Annotated in this window: 3 protein-coding genes; all 3 read right to left on the reverse strand. The window is 43.6% G+C overall.

Going from position 1 to position 20,843, the window contains the following annotated elements:
- Positions 1 to 2: 2 nt before the first annotated feature.
- Genes ABXS70_RS10490 through ABXS70_RS10500 form a run of 3 tightly spaced genes read right to left on the reverse strand, consistent with a single transcriptional unit; the run spans position 3 to position 20,841 of the window.
- Positions 3 to 11,339, reverse strand: coding sequence for an amino acid adenylation domain-containing protein (locus tag ABXS70_RS10490; protein WP_366295643.1), 11,337 nt, complete (start codon positions 11,337 to 11,339; stop codon positions 3 to 5).
- Positions 11,340 to 11,362: 23 nt separating this feature from the next.
- Entirely contained in the window at positions 11,363 to 11,872 is a 510-nt protein-coding gene (locus ABXS70_RS10495; protein ID WP_342551277.1) for a GNAT family N-acetyltransferase, read from the reverse strand.
- Positions 11,873 to 11,898: 26 nt separating this feature from the next.
- Positions 11,899 to 20,841: an amino acid adenylation domain-containing protein gene (locus ABXS70_RS10500; RefSeq protein ID WP_366295646.1), complete on the reverse strand. Its 8,943-nt coding sequence runs from the start codon at positions 20,839 to 20,841 to the stop codon at positions 11,899 to 11,901.
- Between the last annotated feature and the right edge of the window lie 2 nt (positions 20,842 to 20,843).

The raw sequence follows: 20,843 nt of genomic DNA on the forward strand, positions 1-20,843 counted from the left end.
GGTTAGAAATCAAAAGAAATACTCTCCAGCCAGTCCTGCTGTTCTCGAACGGTATAGCCATGTTCTAGTTCGATTTCGTCAAGCCTTAACGATGGATCATGAACAAACCCTTTTAATATGTGCAAGTAGTTGCTGCTGAACCTGCGAATGGTTTCTTCCTTGAACAAACTGGTGCAATAGTCCATCGTGCACTGCAGCCCATCGGCACTTTCCGTTACTTCAAAACGGATATCAAACATCGTACTGTTCCTTTCAAAATCCCTTGGTTTGAACACTAGGTCTGAAATGATTGATGAAGGTTCCTTCATGTTCTGCATAACCAAGACCGTATCAAACAATGGGTTACGGCTTAAATCCCGGCGGTAATCTAATTGATCTACGAGTTCATCGAACGGGTAGTCTTGATTGGAATAGGCCTCCAAAGTTCGCGTCCGAACATTTTTAAGCAGTTCATTAAACGATACGTCTCCCTCCAACTGTATGCGCAGCGGAAGTGTGTTAACGAACATACCAAGCATGTCCTCAAGCTGCTCGTGCTGCCTTCCGGCAATAGGGCAGCCTATTACGATGTCTCGCTGGCCAGAATAACGGTACAGTAAAACGTAATATGCTGCGAGCAAGACCATATACATGGTGGATTCCGTATTAAACGCAAGCTCTTTTAATTGCTCTGTCAGCTTGGAATCGACAGCAAATGATAGAGAACGGCCTTCAAAACTTTGCAGTTTCGGACGCGCGTAATCGTAGGGAAGCTGGAGTACTGGCACTCCAATGTCAAACTGGTTGATCCAGTATTCTTTTTGCCGATCTAACTGACTTCCGCTAAGCATTTTGTGCTGCCATGTCGCGAAGTCCTTGTACTGTAGTTGAACAGCTGGAAGTGAATTCCCTCTGTACAACTCCATGAATTCCTCTATGAAGATAGCAATGGATACACCATCAGAAATAATGTGATGGATATCAAAAAGTAAAATGGCACGGTCTGTCTCGATATGAAATAGACACAGCTTAAGCTGGGATGGTTCATCCAGTCTAAAAGGCTGAATTTGTTTCTGAATCTCTGGATCGATCATTTCTTCGGATATCCATAACTCATTCCAATGGACTGGAGTTTGATTATGGATTACTTGGACAGGAACGCCATCAGCAAAATGGAACGATGTCCGTAATATGTCATGCCTCCGAACCATGATTTCGAAAGCTTCACGGCATCGGTTGGCATCCAGCGGTCCTGACACATCCATTACCAAAGGCATGTTGTAACTTATGCTGCTGCCTTCCGCAGCACTTAGCAGAAGCATTCGCTTTTGCGCAGAAGAAATAGGGTAATGATCCGATAGAGGTGCAGTTGAGATATTTTCTAGTTGAGCAGTATCTAGATTCGTTTCAAGAAAAGAAGACATTTCAGCAATTGTTTGGTATTGGAATACATGCTGTATGTTAAAATCAAGCCCAAATGCATGCCGAATTTTGACTGCAAGACTTGTAGCCCGAAGAGAATGACCACCTTTTTCAAAGAAGTTGTCATAGATACTAAGCTCAGAGCTTTCAAGCACTTCTTGCCACATCTGCATAATCTGAAGTTCCGTCTCTGTAGCTGTTCTCGCTGGCTCTTCTATTAAGGCTTCATTTTCTAAGAGCGCGAACTCTTGCTCAAGTTTTCGGCGATCCACTTTGCCATTTTGCGTCAGTGGAACATGATCCAGTTGAGTGAATTGATGTGGAATCATATATTCAGGCAATGCTTGTAATAATTGTTCGCGGATATTTGATCCAGGTACTATTTGATCTGTTACTAAGAAAGCTTGTAACCGCTGAAAATGGCGCTCATCACTTCTTACCAACACCACTGCTTCTCGTACACCTGAAATCTGAAGCAAAGCAGTTTCAATTTCCTGTAATTCCACGCGATATCCACGGATTTTCACTTGTTGATCCACGCGTCCAATAAAATGTAATGTGCCCATTTCATCCCACTTCGCCAAATCTCCTGTGCGATACATCCACCCGCCTTCGAATGGGTCTGGAATGAATTTTTCTGCCGTTAGTGTTTCTTTACCCGCATACCCTAGTGAAACTCCCGCACCGGCAATGAATAACTCTCCTGGAATTCCCGGGGGTTGGAGCTGGCCAAACGGGTTCAAAATATATATTCGGTAACCTGGAATAGGCTTACCGATAGGTATGACTTCGTCATCCCTCTCTTTACAATGGTGGTATGCAGCACATACTGTTGTTTCTGTTGGACCGTATGAATTGTAGACTTCAGCTTTTTGCATCAACCTACTAATGTGCTGTTTCTTAAGTACGTCTCCTCCAGAGATGAATAATCGAACTTGATGTTCCTTCAAGTGCCGATCCAATTCACTGAGCATGACGGGAGAAGCGGAAATGACGGTAATAGCCCGCTCAGCAACAAATGAAATTAAGCTTTCTACATGGCGAGCGACCGCCTTACCCGCGATATGCACAGATGCTCCTGTGACTAACGCAGGATAAATCTCTTCCATAGACGTATCAAAAGATACGGAAGAGTGGTGTAATACCCGATCACCAGGAACGATGCTAAAGCTTTCGCAAAATCTTCTTATATAATGAACAACATGGCTTTGTTTAAGCAAAACCCCTTTGGGCTGACCAGTTGTCCCTGAAGTATACAGTCTATATACGATATCATCTGGCTTGCTGCAGTCCGGAGGAATAGATCCGGCGGCTTGTACTCTTTTTGCTAAATTTGCATACCTTGCCCGTGAGTGGTTACTTTTCTTGTCCACTTCTGGTGCATGATTAAGAATGAGTGTTTGTCCTTCCCATAACGCTGGAATGTCACATTCTTCATTAGTAATTAATAGAGCAGCTTCGGCGTCTTCCAGCATGTATGCGATCCGCTTCTCCGGATAATCAGGATCAAGCGGCATGCAGACTGCACCTATGCGCTGAATGGCAAGTAAAGAAATAATCATCGCAGCACTGTTAGACATGAGAATGCCTACCGTGTCACCTTTCGCCACACGTAAATCTTTGAGATAACTGGAGAGCAGCCCAGATCTTTCTATTAACTCGCCATAGGTGAGCAGCTCGTTTTCGCTCTGAACAGCAGCCGATTCTGGTGAGATTTTAGCCTGAGCCTCCACAAGATGAGATAAGGTGAAAGAAAGATTTTCAATTTCGTATACTTGCGGATTAAACTCTTTGAGAATGGTTTGCTTTTTTTCGTTTGTCAGCATGTCTGCATTAGCGAGTTCTGCAGAAGGATGAAGAATGATCCACTCCAGAAGACTGGTGAAATGTTCTCCTAACAGCTGGATGGTGCTTTCTTTAAAAAGACGAGTACTGTATTCAACAAATACATCCAGATCCTCCTCTTGTTCATACAACTGGAACGACAGATCAAATCCCGACTGACCGGGGTCAAAATCATACGGTTTGCAATCCAGACCTGGAATCCTAATTGTGTTGGAGCTCATGTTCTGCAGTGAGAACATCGTATCAAATATAGGATTTCGGCTCGTATCCCGGGTGACGTTAAGGGCGTTAACGAGTTCCTCAAATGGATACGCAGCGTGTTCGTATGCCTGCAATGCTGTCTTTTCTATTTCTTCCAAATATTCAGATACAGTCAGTTTCCCGTGTAGACGAGACCTTATTGCCAGTGTATTAACGAACATCCCAATAACTTCAAGCATCTCCTCATGTGTTCTTCCTGCAACAGGTGTACCTATAATAAGGTCGTCCTGACCTGAATATCTATGCAGCAGTAGTCCATATGCAGCCAGGGTTAACATATATAAGGTAATACCGTGTTCTTTGCTGAACGCTCGCATTTTGTCAGTCAGTACGGGTCCTAGGGCAAAACGAAGCTGACTTCCGGCATAATCGCGCAGGATTGGGCGAGAATAATCCGTAGGTAAATCAAGGACAGGCAGCGTGCCTCCGAGCTGCTCAAGCCAGTACTTCTTATGAGAATCAAACGCACCTGAATGCAGCTGCTGCTGCTGCCAGACTGCGTAGTCCGTATACTGCAGTCGAATCATTTGAGTTTCGGTCAGATTGGTCCCATCGTATAGCCGCATGAACTCTCTGGCCCAAATGTTGATGGATACTCCGTCTGAAATCAGATGATGCATATCTAGAAGAAGTAGATGCAAGTCTGGAAGCAGTTGAACGATCCCTGCACGTACTAATGGTGGAGATTCTAGTACGAATGGCCGAATAAATCTTCCGATTATTTCTCTCAGCTTTTTTTCATCCGAGAGTGCACAGGTACAGCGTTCAATTTCAGTGCTAATATTTTCCATTGGAACGATATTTTGTACAGGTCTTCCGTCTGCTGTCATATGAAAAGATGCTCGGAGCATGGGGTGCCGAGTAAACATCGCTTTATAAGCGTTCTGTACACGATCCTCATCCAGTTTACCTTCCAGCTGAAAAACAAATGGCATGTTATAACTCGTTCCAATATCCTGAAACTGTTCGAGAATGAACAATCTTTGTTGAGCAGATGAAAGTGGAAAATCTGCTGTCTGTTTAGAAAGAGGAATAATCTTGTCGAGTTTAACTTCCCCCTGCTCCTTATCGCTCAGAACTTTATCTTCGAGGATAGATGCCAGTTCAGCCATAACTGGATGTCGAAACACATCTTTTAGTGTCAGTTCAATGCCCCACTCTGACCGAATACGGCTTACGAGCTGCATGGCTTTGAGAGAATGACCTCCTAAGTCAAAAAAATTACTGTTCCTTCCGGCAGCATCTATTTCTAACACTTCCTCAAAAATGGGGGCTAAACGCCTTTCCATATCGCTTGATGGGCCAAGGAGATATGAATCACTTTCCAGCACATCTGACCATGGATCTGGTAAAGCCCGTTTGTTTAGCTTGCCATTTGGTGTTAGCGGTAATGAATCGAGCTGAGTGATGAACGTAGGAACCATATAACGCGGAAGTCTAGCACCAATAAATTTACGCACTTCTTCACGCTCAAGCCCTATGATCTCAGATGTAAAATATGCGCTGATCTCCTTGCCACGCTCTCCTTCTTTCTCAACGGGAATTACTGCTGCACCTGTAATATAAGGATGCTCTAGCAAGCAAGCGTGTATCTCTTCAAGCTCCACACGATAACCCCTGACTTTCACCTGATCGTCGATTCGTCCGATGAACTGCAGTGTTCCATCTGGCTGCCATTTTGCGTAGTCTCCTGTGCGGTACATGAGCTGGCCTGGAGCATATGGATTCAGAACAAATTTGAGATCTGTCAAATCTGGTCTATTTAAATAGCCTCGACCCATGCCTTCTCCAGCCACACATAACTCACCCTCGACACCAAGAGGCTGAAGCTGATCGATCTGTTTTGGGTCCACAACGTAGGCTTGGGATCTGAAAAGCGGAACACCTATAGGTACAGTGCCAGTATGACCGGGTTCCACTTGATAATAAGTGGAGAATGTTGTGTTTTCAGTTGGGCCGTATCCGTTGATCAGTATCGTATTTGGACATGCCTGATACAACAAATCCGCATGATATGCTGACGCTGCTTCACCGCCAATAACGACAGTCTGTAGTGGAGCAAAAGCAGAAGGCTGCTGCTGCACTAAGTAGTTAAATAATGAGGTTGTCAGGAACAAATCGGATATTTGATATTTCAACACCGCTTCACCGAACAAATGAACATCCTGAATCACACGTTCATGTAATACGATTAGTGCTCCTCCGTTTGCCAGTGTACCCCATAACTCCAAGGTGAACGCATCGAACATGATAGAGGCAGTTTGGAGCACCCGTTCTCCTCTGATAAATAGACGGTAGTTCTCCTTCATAGCCATTCTGACAATATTGCGATTTTCAATCATTACCGCTTTAGGAGTACCCGTCGTACCAGATGTGTACATGACATAGGCCAGTCGGTCTGGTGAAGATTCAAACTGAAGATTATCCGTGCGCTGAGAGAGTGTCTCTGCTTGCAGCATAAGTTGTTCTGTATCTATCTCTACAAGACGATCTTCATGCTCAGGGACAGTTATGACCAGAACTGCGCCGCTATCCTTGATCATGTATGCAATCCGTTCTTGCGGTAAATCCGGCTCAATGAGCAGATAGGCTGCTCCAGCCTTTACGGTGCCTAATACGGATGGCACAAGCCAGCGGTTAGAACGTCCTAATAGGATGACGACTATAGATTCCTTGTTTTCTGGCAGTTTTGAAATAAGGGTGTGCGCCAAACGATTTGCCTGCTTGTTCAATGAATCATAAGACACACACTCTTCTCCGTTAAGCAATGCAAGTCTTTCTGGATATTGCTCGGCGATTGCCTCAAATCGAGACTCGATTAATTCTTTATCCACTGATTCACATTGGAGTGGGTGCGTAAATTCCAGTAAAAGCCGTTCTTCTTGCGGCTTCATTAACCGCATATGTTGTAGTTTCTTTTCAGGTTCCGTCAAACACTGATCGATGAGATGCATAAAGTGATTGCTCATTTGTTCCATATAAGCGGCAGAGAATCGTTGAGCTCGATAGTGGAACAAACAAATAATCTCACCGTTCAATTCTTTGGCTTCTAACATCAGGTCATATTTTGAAGTTGTATTCGGTACGTCAAGACCTGTAAAAGTTAACGAATTGGCTTTGACATGCAAATCAATGTTTTGATACACAAACATCGTTTCAATAAGAGGTTGTTTTTCTAGATCGCGTGTTAAATCTAGCTTTTGAACAAGTAATTCAAAAGGATATTCTTGATGATCAAATGATTGTAATACGTTAGATTTGATATCATTCAAGAAATCAAAAAATCGTTTATCCCCGGTTGGATAATTCCGTAATGGCAGTGTATTGACGAACATACCGACAATATCATCCGCGTGCTCATATTGTCTTCCAGCAGATGCAGTACCAATGACGATGTCTTCTTGATTGCAGTACTTAGACAAGAAAACATAATAAATGGCTAACAGTGTCATAAACGGTGTGCCTCGATATTGAAGGGACATAGCATTAAGTTTTTGTACGATATCCCGATCCAACATAAACTGGAATTTGCCCCCTTCATCATTCCGTATCCAACCTTGCTCTGGTTGTAACGGAAGATTCAGTGTAGGCAGCTCTCCTTGGTACTGATTTAGCCAGTACTGCTCCTTTTGTTTCATCTCCTCAGACGAAATAGATCTTACATAGTGCACATAATCGCTGTATTGGTGAGTGGGAAGAGGCAATATTTTGCCATCATAGAGTTGAATGAACTCTCTGATTAAAATCCCCGTGGAGACGCCGTCAGAAATAATATGGTGCATGTCCATGAATAACAGATGGCGGTCTGCATCAAATCGGATCAAAGATGCACGAAATTGTGATGGTAATTGTAAATCAAAAGGTTGAATAAATTCATGTAAATTAGCAGTCGATAGCTCAAACTCAGCTTCTCTGTAATCAAGAATAATGGAAACTTCGTCCACATGATGCACTTTCTGAACAGGCTCTGTTCCCTCCATATGGAAGCTAGACCGAAGCATAGGATGCCGCTCTACCAATCTGCGCAGAGCTAACTCTACCTGTGTTTTGTTTAAAGTTCCTTCAACGATAACTGCTGAAGGAATGTTGTAATTGGTATCTTTATCGTGAAACTGGCTCATGAAGTACATCCGAGTCTGCGCAGGTGACAGAGGATAAGTTGTCTCTTGTTTCCCATGAATTAACTCACCTTGCTTTGGTACAATTATATGGGTGAGTACCCGATCGAGACCTCGAATGGTAGAATTCTCGAAAAGCTCGCTTAAAGGAAGACGTATACCATGCTCTTTTTGCATGGCGGTAATTAAGGTTGCGCCTTTCAAAGAATCGCCGCCAAGTTCAAAGAAATCGTCGTCAATCCCGATAGGTTCAATACCAAAGAAATCTTCCCAGAGTGAGACGAGTTGACGTTGAAATTTATTTTCCGGCTCACAGTAAGAATCCGACAATAGGGGACGAGGAAGCTTCCGTATGGACCGTTTTGATGAGGCTCCATTTTTTACTGGCTTCAGTGCAGTCACCCAGCGTTTTCTTCGTTGAATTAAGTCTGCAGTCGCGACTATGAGATGACCCGTCTCAGTGCTTTGCAATATGCGTTCCAGCACCTCAATTCCTTCATGAGGTTCCATAAGGTAAGCATCATTTGATTGGTCCACATTAACTTCTGAACTTATATTCCAGCCATCCCAGCCAATGCTGATCCACCGACTGTCACCGTGATGAGAGACTGAATTGACGTATGCATCAAGAAAGCGATTACCTGCAGCATATGCTCCATAGCTGATGCCACCTAGAACAGCGGATAACGATGAAAACATCACGCAAAAATCAGGATTATGTTTTTCCAATACTCGCTTAAGCTCGATAGTTCCGTATACTTTAGCATGGAACTGTTCTTCTAGTTGTGTCTCGTTCAAGCTGGAAGTCAATTCAAATGTTGTGCCACCAGTCAATCCCGCGGCATGAATTACACCATGAATATCCCCCCATCTTAACTGGACCTGATGAAAAGCAGCTGTAAGATCGGTTTCTTTAGCAGCATCTGCAGTTACGAGCATGATCTGTCCACCACGTTCTTCCAAGCCGCGTGCCCACCGTATCAGGGAGGTTGTTCGCACACTCAACTCATCCTCCTCTGTCCTATCCCATGTTGATGGATCTGGTATGGCGGTTCTGCCTATTAGGACAATCCTAACCCCATGTCGAATGGAGAAATGTTCTGCCATTGCTCTACCGATACCGCCAAAACCACCTGTGATGCACCATACTTTATCTTTCCATGCACCATATGTTTCTTTATTTTCAACGGGTAATGAGGCTGGTACATACTGTGCGATCCAGCGATAACGATAACGGAAAGCAATAAACGGTTCAAAATGATGTTTAGAACGCACTGCTTCTTGCAGTACGGAACAGGCATATAACGCTGTATCTTCACTAGGCACTGTTTCTTCAAAATCAATTACAGTACATGTTACATTTGGATGTTCCTGTTGAACAACTAAAGAAAGTCCGTGAATTGGCGATTGGCCAGGATTTATAGACTCTGCACCTGTTACAAGCTGAACACCATTCGTAACTGAAATAACATCTAATTCAAGGTCTCCAGCGTATTCGATGAGTTTGCGAATATATCCCAAGAATCGGTATGAACCTTGCTTCTGTAATGACTTGAACTGCTTCTGCGTAAGATCGACTTCCTGCTGATGAACAGCTTGCAAATAAATGACTTTTAGCGGTTTGTTATTATTCTCAATGATTTTCAAGTCTAGATCATGATCTACATACAGCACTTCAGCTTTGTGTTCCTCAAGTAAAGCTCTAAGATGTTTCGCAATACCATAAGAATCAGGCATGATGATCCACAGGTTTTCCTTCAGATTCTCTTCGGTTTCTTTATCCAATACATCAGCAAGTTTAAATGTTCTCGACCAGCTCGGTATATATATCCAAGTGGACAAGTCGGATGATTTTTGTATTTCTTGCTTCACTACGGATGGAACTAATCCATCTGAATGGCTGCCAGACTTATCCACTAAACCTGTTCCATTCCTTGTTAGTTCCTTGTAGACCTCAAGCTGCCGATTGAATTGTGTTCGCTGGAAAGGATATGTTGGAATATGTAATATTTTTCCAGTTAAAAGATAACCATAATCTCTTTTAATACTGGCTCCTGAAAGCCAGTTGTCTCTTACCTCACCCCATATATGGTTAGCAGCCTGATCCGTCGAAGCCTTTAACTCTCCAGATGCTAGTTCATGAAGCAGTTCTAAAGCTTCCAGCCGGGATGAGCAAATGATACCAGCCCGATGCATCCACGCTTCTCTTGCATGAACCAGCGTATAAGCAATATCTTTCAGATCAATGTATGGATGCTCTTGCAAAAAACGAGCTAGCCTGTATGACGTTTGGTGCAGTGCTTCCGGTGTTTTGGCTGAAAGAGGAAAAAAGAAAGAACTCTGTTCATAACCACTTATGGACGGTTGTGAAGCGTCTGTTGTAGTTAAATCATCTTGTTCGAGATCTTTGGGTGCCTCTTCTAATATAAGGTGCGCGTTCGTACCGCCAATACCGAATGAACTTATTCCCGCTCGCAGCGGCGACCCATTACTAGATTTCCAAGGCCTGGTTTTTGTATTGACGTAGAATGGACTTTCTTTCCAATCAAATTGTGGATTCGGATTGGTAACATGCAGTGTTGGTGGTAGTGTCTTATACTTGAGAGCAAGTACAGTTTTGATTAACCCTGCCACGCCAGCAGCACAATCCAAATGTCCAATATTGGATTTAACGGAACCGATACCGCAAGAAGCAGGCATTGCTCCTTCGAAAGCTAGCCGAAGACCTTCTAGTTCAACCGGATCCCCGATGTAAGTACCTGTTCCATGAGCTTCTACATAACTGATGCTGCAGGCGTCAACCTCACCTGCGAGCATAGCGGTGCGGATCACTCGACTCTGTTCCTCAATGCTAGGAGCACTAAAAGCAGATTTAACAGAACCGTCGTTGTTAATGGCAGATCCTTTTATCACAGCATGAATCGGATCTCCATCTTCCAGGGCATCTTCTAGCCTTTTCAGCAGTACGACTCCTGCACCACTTCCCCCTACTGTTCCAGAAGCGTCTTGGTCAAAAGCTCGGCAATAACCATCCGGAGAGAGAATCATCCCTTCCTGATACAAATATCCACCCTCTTGGGGAAGTGAAATCGTTACCCCACCAGCTAGAGCCATGCGACATTCCCCGCTTAGCAGTGCCTGGCAAGCCATATGAATGGTCACTAATGATGTAGAGCAGGCTGTATACACAGTTAAGCTTGGTCCTTTCAAATTAAGCGCATATGATACCCGAGTAGATATAAAATCTTTATCCGTCAGCTGGCTGTCTGCAAATAATTTGGATTCCGGAGCACTTTCTGCAAGGGAAGCTGTTGCCTCCCACAGTAAGTTGGAAGAAGCTCCCGCGTATACGCCTATAGATCGATCCGCATCTGAATGTGCGTACCCTCCCTCTTCTAATGCCTCCCAGGCACACTCATGAAAAAGACGAATTTGAGGATCAAGTAATTCAGCATCTGTAGGGACGTAATTGAAAAACGATGCATCAAAATGATCATAATCGGTAAGCAGTCCTTTAGCGTTGACGTAACTCGGATGCCTCAGCAGATCATCAGGCACACCGTCCCTTTTCAGCTGCTCATCCGTAAAACGGGTGAGCGATTCAACACCATTTTTTAAATTGTGCCAAAACTGCTTCAGATCTGAAGCTCCCGGAAATCTACCAGACATACCTATAATTGCAACTTCTAATCCGTTATATTGACTACTTTCCATGTTTTCAATCTCTCCTTTGTATGCTACGTCTTACCTATTGCAAAACGTTGAAAGACACACAAATCTCCGTCATATAACTCTTCAACTTCAGTATGATGTATGCTGTATTTTTCGTAGACCTTTCTCCAAAAAGAGATCGCACGTTGATTTTCGGCTAACTGAAACACAAGATACTTTCCAGGAAATTGTTCAAAGACAAGACGTACGGCCGCCTGCCCGATTCCTTTGTTTCTGAAGGGATTCAATATAAATAGTTCATTCACACAATAATTTACATCCTCTGATGTGTAAGGAGGTTCATTAAGCAGGACGAATCCAGCGATTCTGGAATCATGCATGATTAAAAAAGCGTGTAGGCGTTCGTCTTCTTCGTATAAATGAAGCCCTTCATATTCAAATAATCCTTGATCATTCGGTTCTAGTTCACGCGTGTATGCGGACAAATCATGAAGATATAGAGCAGCAAGATTGCTTAGAATTTCTCTCTGTGCAGAATCCTGCACAGAGATTAAACGTGTACCTGTAGGCACCATTTTCTCGTCCTCCACTTCTTTGCCCGTTATCGGTTTCGTCTTCGATTCAGCATTTCTTTTTTTCGTTCATTTGCATCCTTAATACGTATGGACTCCTCCTTTTTCTGTTCCATCGCGTTTATCTCAGTTTGAACCGAAGACGGTGCCGCATTTAGCTGAGCGATGAAGGTGCGAATCGTTGGATATCTAAACAATGTGGCCACATTAAAATCAAGCGATAATTTCTTTCGGATTTTAGTATTCATCTCCAGGATGGACATTGAATTTCCTCCTAGATCGAAAAAGTTGTCATCCACTCCTACTTCACTGCAATCAAGCACAGTCATCCAAATGGAGGCTAGCTGTTTTTCGAGGTCCGTAGATGGCAGATTTGGACGGTTCCCTAAATAAGATGCTGGTACTTGAGGTAGCGGTAACGCTTTAATGTCAATTTTCCCGTTATGGCTAATTGGTAAGGTCTCAAGTCGCATCCATCGAGTTGGAATCATGAAATCCGGTAAGGAAGCCGCCAAAAGGAGCTGTAGTTCACGATAATCCAATTCCGTTTCGGACGTAAAATAAGCGTATAAAAGCGCGTCCCTACTTTCTTCTTTACGAGCGACGACGACGACTTCTTGGATCAAAGGATGTCGGCGCAGCACGCTTTCAACCTCTCCGGTTTCAATACGCAGCCCTCGTATTTTAACCTGTTCATCTTCGCGGCCTAAAAACTCAATGTTTCCGTCTTTTAGCCATCTGGCCATATCCCCCGTCCGATAAACCTTCTCTCCACTATTAAATGGGTCAGGCAGGAAGCGTTCTTCCGTCAACTTGGGCTGGCCACAATACCCTAACCCTACGCCGACTCCTCCGATGTAAAGCTCTCCGGCTACACCGGTCGGGACAAGCTTTCCAAGACGGTCTAAGACATAGAAATAGACATTAGGTAAAGGTTTTCCAATAGGTACAGTCGTTTCTGGGAATTGTGTACCTGGCTTCCATTCATAGTAACTTGAGTCTACCGCTGCTTCAGTCACACCATAGCTGTTCACGATTCGAAAATTGTTACCGAACCTGTCATGAAGCTGCTTGAAATCTTGGACTTTACATACGTCGGAGCCGATAATAAGCAGCTTTAGATGCGGAATGGCCATCTCTAGTTCGCATATAAATTTCATAAAGGGTACGATTAACGCTGCAGTGGACTCAAACAACGTGACCTTATGATCAACCAATAGGCGATGCAAGCGATGAAAATCATATTTTTCTTCTTCTGTGCTAATGACAAGCTTGCCTCCGTGTAGTAAGGTTCTGCCCATATCGCCAGTAAACACATCAAAGGATATACTTGCAAGCTGGAGAAGGCTAAAACCCGGTTCGTGGAGTTGGTATTCTTCCTTCCATATGCTGCACATGTTAACGAATTGACGGTGTCCAATCATTACTCCTTTGGGCCTGCCGGTAGAACCTGAAGTATAGATGATGTACATTAGGCTGTTTCCGTCGATTCGCGGCTTTTCAAATGGTGTTGGGACGGTGGACCAATCCATTCTCTCAATAGCAATGGTACGTATTGAAGTCGGTAGATCCTGCTCGGGATGTCCATGACAGATGATCCATTTCGCATTACTATTCTCGAGCATGTACCAAATCCGCTCTGCAGGATAACTAGGGTCAATAGGAATGTACGCAGCCCCAGTCTTCAGAGCAGCCAGAATAGAAATGATGCCTTCCATTGAACGTTCCAATAAAATACCGACCCTACTACCAACACGTACTCCTTTCCCATGTAATTCAGACGCGAGAATGGATACTCTTCGTTCCAGCTCGGCGTAAGAAAGCTGCTGACCTCCATAGAACAAGGCTGGCCGTTCACTATTTCGATAAACCGTTTGTTCAAACAACGTATAGAAATCCAATTCATCTATAAGAAGAAGTTGATGATTTTTATATAGGAGCTTTGCCTCTTCTACCTTAGATAAGATTTCGATTTCTCCCAGTTTCTGATCCAGATCAACAGTGCATGCTTCCAATATGCGGACATAATAACCTAGATAACGTTGAATGGTTTCTGCTTCAAAAAGCTCTTTACTATATTCAAGTTCCAAAATCATTTCTTCAGAAGTATCTAGTATATTCAGTGAGAGATCGAACTTGGAGATTGGAAAAGAATACAAATAAGGCTCCAATTTCAACTCCGTCGTCACGGGTAACTGCTGCTGCTTATTTTGGTAGCTGAACATCGTATCAAATAGTGGATTACGGCTCATATCTCTAGGCAGATTTAAGCGCTCAATCAAATTCTCAAACGGAATCATTTGTTGTTCCTGTGCGGCTAGTAGAAGTTCGCTTACTTCACCTACATATTCCCGTATCGTTTTTTCAGCAGATGGATAGGACCTTAAGGCGACAGTGTTAACGAACATGCCGATCATTTCCTGAACATCTGCTTGCTGTCGATTGGCAAATGGTGAGCCTACGATGACGTCTTCCTGGTTTGTAAGTCTATGGAGCAGCGTATAGTATGCGGTAAGCAGCAATGTATTTAAGGTAACGCCCTTATTAGCTGCGACCTGAATTAATTTTTCTCGCAGGGACGGAAGTAAGCTTGTTCTGACCGTGTCCCCGTCATATCCCTTGACTGCTGGCCTTGTCCGGTCAATTGGCAAATTCAGCAATGGTAACTCCCCATCCAAAAGCTTTAACCAGAATGATTCCGCATCTTGATAAGCGCCAGCTTCAATCTGGTGAATCTGCCATACACTATAGTCCTTATAATCAACCCTAGGTGCAGGCACCAACTGCTTTTCTTCGTAAAGAGCAAGAAAATCGCGAATGATGATGTCCGTACTGATTCCATCAGCAACAATATGATGCATATCCATCATGAATTGGCTATCATTCTGCCCGATACGAACGAGGCAAACTCTGGCGAGCGGTGCTTGTTCCAAAGTAAAAGGTTGAATGAACTGTGCCGCGACCTCAGGGAGCTCTTTGTCGGATTGAATCTCCCGATAACATACAGGAATTTCAGCAGTGGGTTGAATTTTTTGCACAGGCTTGCCGTCGAGAATCTCAAAGTAGGTGCGAAGTGAAGAGTGACGCTTGACCAGCTTTTCTAGAGCAAGCTTCATCCGGACTGGATCAAGTGATCCTCTAACTCTAACCATTAACGGCATGTTGTAGGAGACACCCTGCCCTTCTCCTTCAAGTTGATATAAAAAATACATGCGCCGCTGTGCAGGAGAAAGAGGATAGTACTCTGTTCCTTCGGTCACAGGTATCGTTAGCACTTTTGCAAGTCCCTTAGTTTCAACTAAAGCACTTAGCGCTCTCACTGTCGGCTCTATGAAAAACTCACGTAAGCTGATGTTAGTTCCTAGCCGGTCATTCATAATTAACAAAATCGAACTGGCTTGCAGAGAGTTTCCACCAATTTCGAAAAAAGATTGGCTTATAGATGGCGGTGCTGAAAGCCCCAGTACTTTCTCCCATATCGAAGCAATCTGCTGCTCTAGTTCAGTTGACGGCTTAACAAGTTGGTGAGCCTCTTCTTCTCTATACTCAATGGCATGTGTAGTGGACAGTCGCTTGCGATCCAGTTTGCCATTTGGCGTTAATGGAAATGAAGAAACGTGTATTAAACGCCCAGGCACCATGTATGGAGGAAGAAATTTGGAAAGATGTTTCCGCACCTCTCTAGGCGCACAGAAATCCCTAGCCGTGTAGTAACCGACCAATATTTCACCGTGTTCTTGGCTAGGTTCAGTTAGAACAGCAGCTTCTGCCACTCCTTCATAGGACATTATCGCTTCTTGAACTTCCTCTGTATCAATGCGGTACCCTCGAATTTTCACCTGATGATCGAGTCTGCCCATATACATGAGGTTTCCATTTTCTAGCCAGCGAACCAAATCACCGGTTTTATACATTCTTCCATCACCTGTGAATATATTAGGCACAAAACGTTCTTCTGTCAGCGCAGCATTACGATGATAGCCTCTGGATACTCCTCTGCCCCCGATATACAATTCTCCGGGAACACCCGTAGGAACTGGCTTGCCCAATGAATCCAACACATACACTTGGGTATTTGCAACGGGTTTCCCGATATCATTACGAGTCGAGAGGGTTAGTTCTTGCACCGTAGACCAGATCGTTGTTTCGGTTGGACCATACATGTTAAAGATTTTTGCCTGAGTAACCGCTTGAAGCTCAGCAAGTAAGACTAGGGACAAATGTTCACCGCCAACTAGGATCTGCTTGCTCTGGCTAAGAAGCTGTACCCCTGCTTCATGTTTGAGCAGCATCCCGAGACGGGATGGGGTGAGCTGCAGCGTATGGACAGGTGTATTTTGCACAAATTTGCCGAGCCATTCAGGATCTTGCTGCATCGCTTCGTCCGCTAACAATACGTTCATACCGTTAAACAAAGGTAAAAGCATCTCTACAAAGAAGATGTCAAACGATACCGTCGTTAGAGCCAGTACACCAGCACCTGCAGGACAATCCAGTCTCTCCCCCATTGCATGAATAAAATTGAACAGATTATCATGCGTGATAACTACGCCTTTAGGAGAACCAGTGGAACCTGACGTGTACAAAATATAAGCCATATCATCCGGATCATTGACAGATTGTGGGTTAGCAAATGAAGCAGGTTGTTTCGCCCACTCGTCCTGCAGTCGCAAAATTTCACCGTCATATTGCCATGCTGAGGTGATATGATCCTCTTTACTCAAGTCGGTCAATACCAGTTTTGCCCCACTGTTTTTGAGCATATGCTGGATACGCTCACCCGGAAAACTTGGATCAATAGGCAGATAGGCACCACCCGCCTTAAGTACTGCCATGATCGCAATTAAGAGATTCGGATTACGCCTTATGACAATTCCGACAAGTGTATTTCGATTCACACCATAACTTCTTAGTAGATGAGCCATATGATTAGACTTTTTATTTAACTCATCATAGGTCAATCTTTCTTCAGAGGTAACAAGTGCTGTGTGTTCCCCTAAGATGTTGGACCATTTTTCAAACCATTGATGAATGCCACCACTCGCATGATAAGCGGATTTGGTGTTATTCCACTTTCGAAGCAATTTGGTACGCTCAGCATCACTCATCCATGAAATCTCTTGAAGTGGTACTGAGGGATCATCTGTAATCAACCGAAGGAGTTGGATAAAATGTTCGGACAGTCTCTGAATCGTTTCTTCACGAAACAGGTTTGCTCGATACTCCCATACCAAGTCGAGCGAACGTTCGTTATGCATAACAGCGTAGAGACTAAGGTCAAACTTGGCTAAGTTTGGGGAGATCGCTTTTGCCTGTATGTGCAGCGGACCGATTTTAGGGATATCTGGCGAAATCTGAAGTGAGAACCAGGTGTCAAATAAAGGATTATGATTGATACCTCGTTCGGTCTTTGTTTCAGAAACCAGCTTCTCAAATGGGTAAGACTGATGCTCCAAGGCAGATATGAGAGTTTGATGGACCTCTTTTAAAAATTGATCAAATGTCATCTGTCCTGAAGGTTTGTTTCGCAATGCCAAGGTATTCACGAAAACACCAGCCACCTTTTTTACATCCGGATGCTCACGTCCTTCTACTGGTGTGCCGACGACGATATCATTCTGTCCACTATATTTGTGAAGCAGCACATTAAATGCAGCTAATAAAACGGTAAACAGGGTAGTTTGCTTGTTTTGAGCAAATGCAGTTATAGCGGGTACAATGTCAGGATCACAAGTCGATTTAAGAACGCTGCCCTGCCAGTCGTCTGTGTTTTTCTTTGGTGAATCCAAAGGTAAGGAGAGAATCGGAATATCTCCACCAAACTGTTCAAGCCAGTACGCCTCGTGGGTCAGCATCTCTTTGTTACCAAGCCCTCGCTTCTGCCAAGCCGCATAATCTTTGTAACCAACTGAAATTGGATCGAGCGTCTTCTCTTCGTAGAGGGAGAGCAGATCGCTAAGTAATATTTCCAGTGTGGTTCCATCCCCGATAATATGGTGCATATCAAACAGAAGATAGTAATGAAGCTCAGCGATACAAAGTAATTCAACTCTATATAGCGGCACGTTGTTTAGCTTAAAAGGTCTGACAAAAGACTTTATGAACCCGCCGAGAGACATTTCGTCAAGTGAAGTTATAGCAAAGTTTGTGTTTAACGTGAATTCATGGTCTGGAACGATCCGCATCACAGGGTGTCCTTCTCGTACCTCAAGGCAGGTGCGCAAGACCGCATGTCTAGATACAAGTTTCTTGAAAGCCGATTGCAGTTTCTCTTCCTCTAACGGTCCTTTAATCTCCAGCATTGCAGGCATATTATATAATGTGGATTCTTCACCTGCTGCCTGACTGAGAAAGTATATCCGCTCTTGTGCTGAAGAGCATTCATAGTGTTGTTTATTACCAATTTCAGGTATGTTGGTGAACGTATGATCCATACGTTCCTTTATTTCCTCACAGAGCGATGCGATAGTGGGATGTTCAAAAATAGATCGGATTGACAAAGTACATCCATAATATTGGTTTACTTCGTTGATAATCAAGGATGCAATAAGTGAGTGTCCTCCAATATAAAACAGTGAATCATCTACACCGAAATCAGCTTTTTGAGGCACATGCTTTTTCCAAATATCAAATATGACTTGTTCCATTTCATTCCGAGGCGAGATCTTTGTTGTTCGTGCAGCCAGTTTTTTTCGTTCGGATTGGAGCTTACGGTAATCAAGCTTGCCGTTAATGGTAAGTGGCATGGAATTCGTTTCATATATATGTGCTGGAACCATGTAAATAGGCAAACGTGCCTCTAAAAAACTACGTATTTCTTCATTTGTAATGACATTTCTAGCAATGATATAAGCAGCAAGCTCGGTACGTCCCATGTCATCTATTTCCGTTGTGATTGCCGCATCTATAACGGAATCATGGAGGAGCAGCTTCTCCATGATTTCACCGATTTCAATCCGATACCCACGTATTTTGACTTGCTGATCCATTCTACCCAAGTATTCGAGATCTCCGTTCTCCATTCGACGTACCAGATCTCCTGTTCGATAGAATCGAGTTGTTTCCATTAAAGGATGAAACATAAAACGTTCTTGGGTCAATTTTTCTTTCCTGTGATATCCTTGCGCAACACCCTGTCCCGCGATCCATAACTCACCTGGTACACCGGATGGCACCGGGTGGCCATCTCGATCCACAATCATTCCTTGTAAGTGAGGTAAAAGAACACCGATGTTGCTTAAAGAAGATCTGAAATCTTTTTCTTCTAATCTTTTAAATGTTGCATGGATTGTGGTCTCTGTAATTCCGTACATGTTAACCAATTCAACCGAAACATGCTGCTGAGCCCAATCTTTGATTTTACTTGGCATTAAAGCTTCGCCGCCAAAAATAATATAGCGGGGATCCCATGCTGAAATAGACTCTTCTCGAATAAGTTGATAGAAAGCCGAAGGTGTTTGATTGAGAACCGTTACGGCTTCTTCTATCAGCAAACGGGCAAAGCTAGTTGTATCCTTAGCTGTATGCTCTGCTACGATCACAAGAGTACCTCCCGTAACAAGTGCACCGAACATTTCCCACACCGAGAAGTCGAAACTAAACGAATGGAATAAAGTCCACCGATCATCTGAATTAAATTCGAACATAGGGAGTGTATGCCGCAATAGACAAGTAATTTGCTTATGCTGAATAACGGTTCCTTTTGGATTTCCCGTCGTGCCCGAGGTATAAATAATATAAGCCGGATTATTAAGAGTTTGTTTGATCGGACGAATGTCCGGTTCTCCATCATCTGCATCAACTTGCGAGTTTTCAGTTATATTTTCTACAAAGATCACGGTTTTGACTAATGGATGATTTATGTTTTCAAGATTTTGAGAGGTTAGGAGTATACTGGCGCTGGAGTCTTCTAAAATGTAATGATAACGCGCTTCGGGAAGACTAGGTTCAATTGGTAAGTAGGTGCCTCCTATGCTAAGTATGGCTAGTATACCTGCTACCATGTCGAAGGAACGTTCCAGCCGAATGGCTGCAATCGTACCTATACCGGCACCAGCCATTAGAAGTTCACGTCCAATACAATCTGCCCGTTTCTTTAGCTCCCCGTATGATAACTTGCACTCTCCATAGATAAGTGCAGTATGGTCAGGAATATCAATCGCTTTTCGAGCGAACATTTCATGGAGAAGCATATCCCCTTCATCGATTAACTCTGTGGTTAACTCCTGTTGAAGTTGTACAATTTCCTCGTCTCTCATTATTGAAATAGAGCCAATAGGTTGTTCTGGATCGGATAAAGATTTACCTAGGATCAATAAGAAATGTGTCAGTAACCGTTCAGCAGACGATTGATTGTAGCGTTCAGCATCATAGTACAAAGTCAACTGTACTAGATCCACTTCTATATCAAGTGAGAAGGTAAAAGCAGTTCCAATATCATTCATCCACAGCACGTCATGCGAAGATGCAACCATTACTGCGATGTCGAAAAAAGGGTTGTCCGTTCCTTCCCATGCCAGACTTAGTTCGTCAGCCAGCACCTCAAGCGGATACTGCAAATAAGCTTGTGCTTCGTTTAGACGCTTACGAGTAACAAGTAAAAGTTCTTTAAAGCTAAGATTAGAGGATATCTGAACAGGTATCACGCTAGCAGGCACACCGAGCAGAAAATAGTCCGCACCTACGTATTTATAGGTAAGTACGGAAGCACAAGCCAAAGCAAGTGCTTGAAGGTTTGTATCGGATCCGTTACTTATGCGAATCAACTCGCGCGCAATAGCGGCAGGTACTTCTTTTTTGACAGTATGAAGAAGAGTTGATGAGTGTTCACGATCTGACATTCGTTCTGGAATTCTATCGTAAGGTACTACTGGTTTAGGCAATTCCTCTGACACAAGTCCAATGAGCGTTTCTTTTTGACCGTGAAGGCCGGAAGCAAGTAGTACTTTTTCACTGTATAGTTGCTTGGTCACAC

Origin of the sequence: Paenibacillus sp. AN1007 (assembly GCF_040702995.1) — a bacterium.
In the GTDB taxonomy this organism is placed as follows: domain Bacteria; phylum Bacillota; class Bacilli; order Paenibacillales; family Paenibacillaceae; genus Paenibacillus.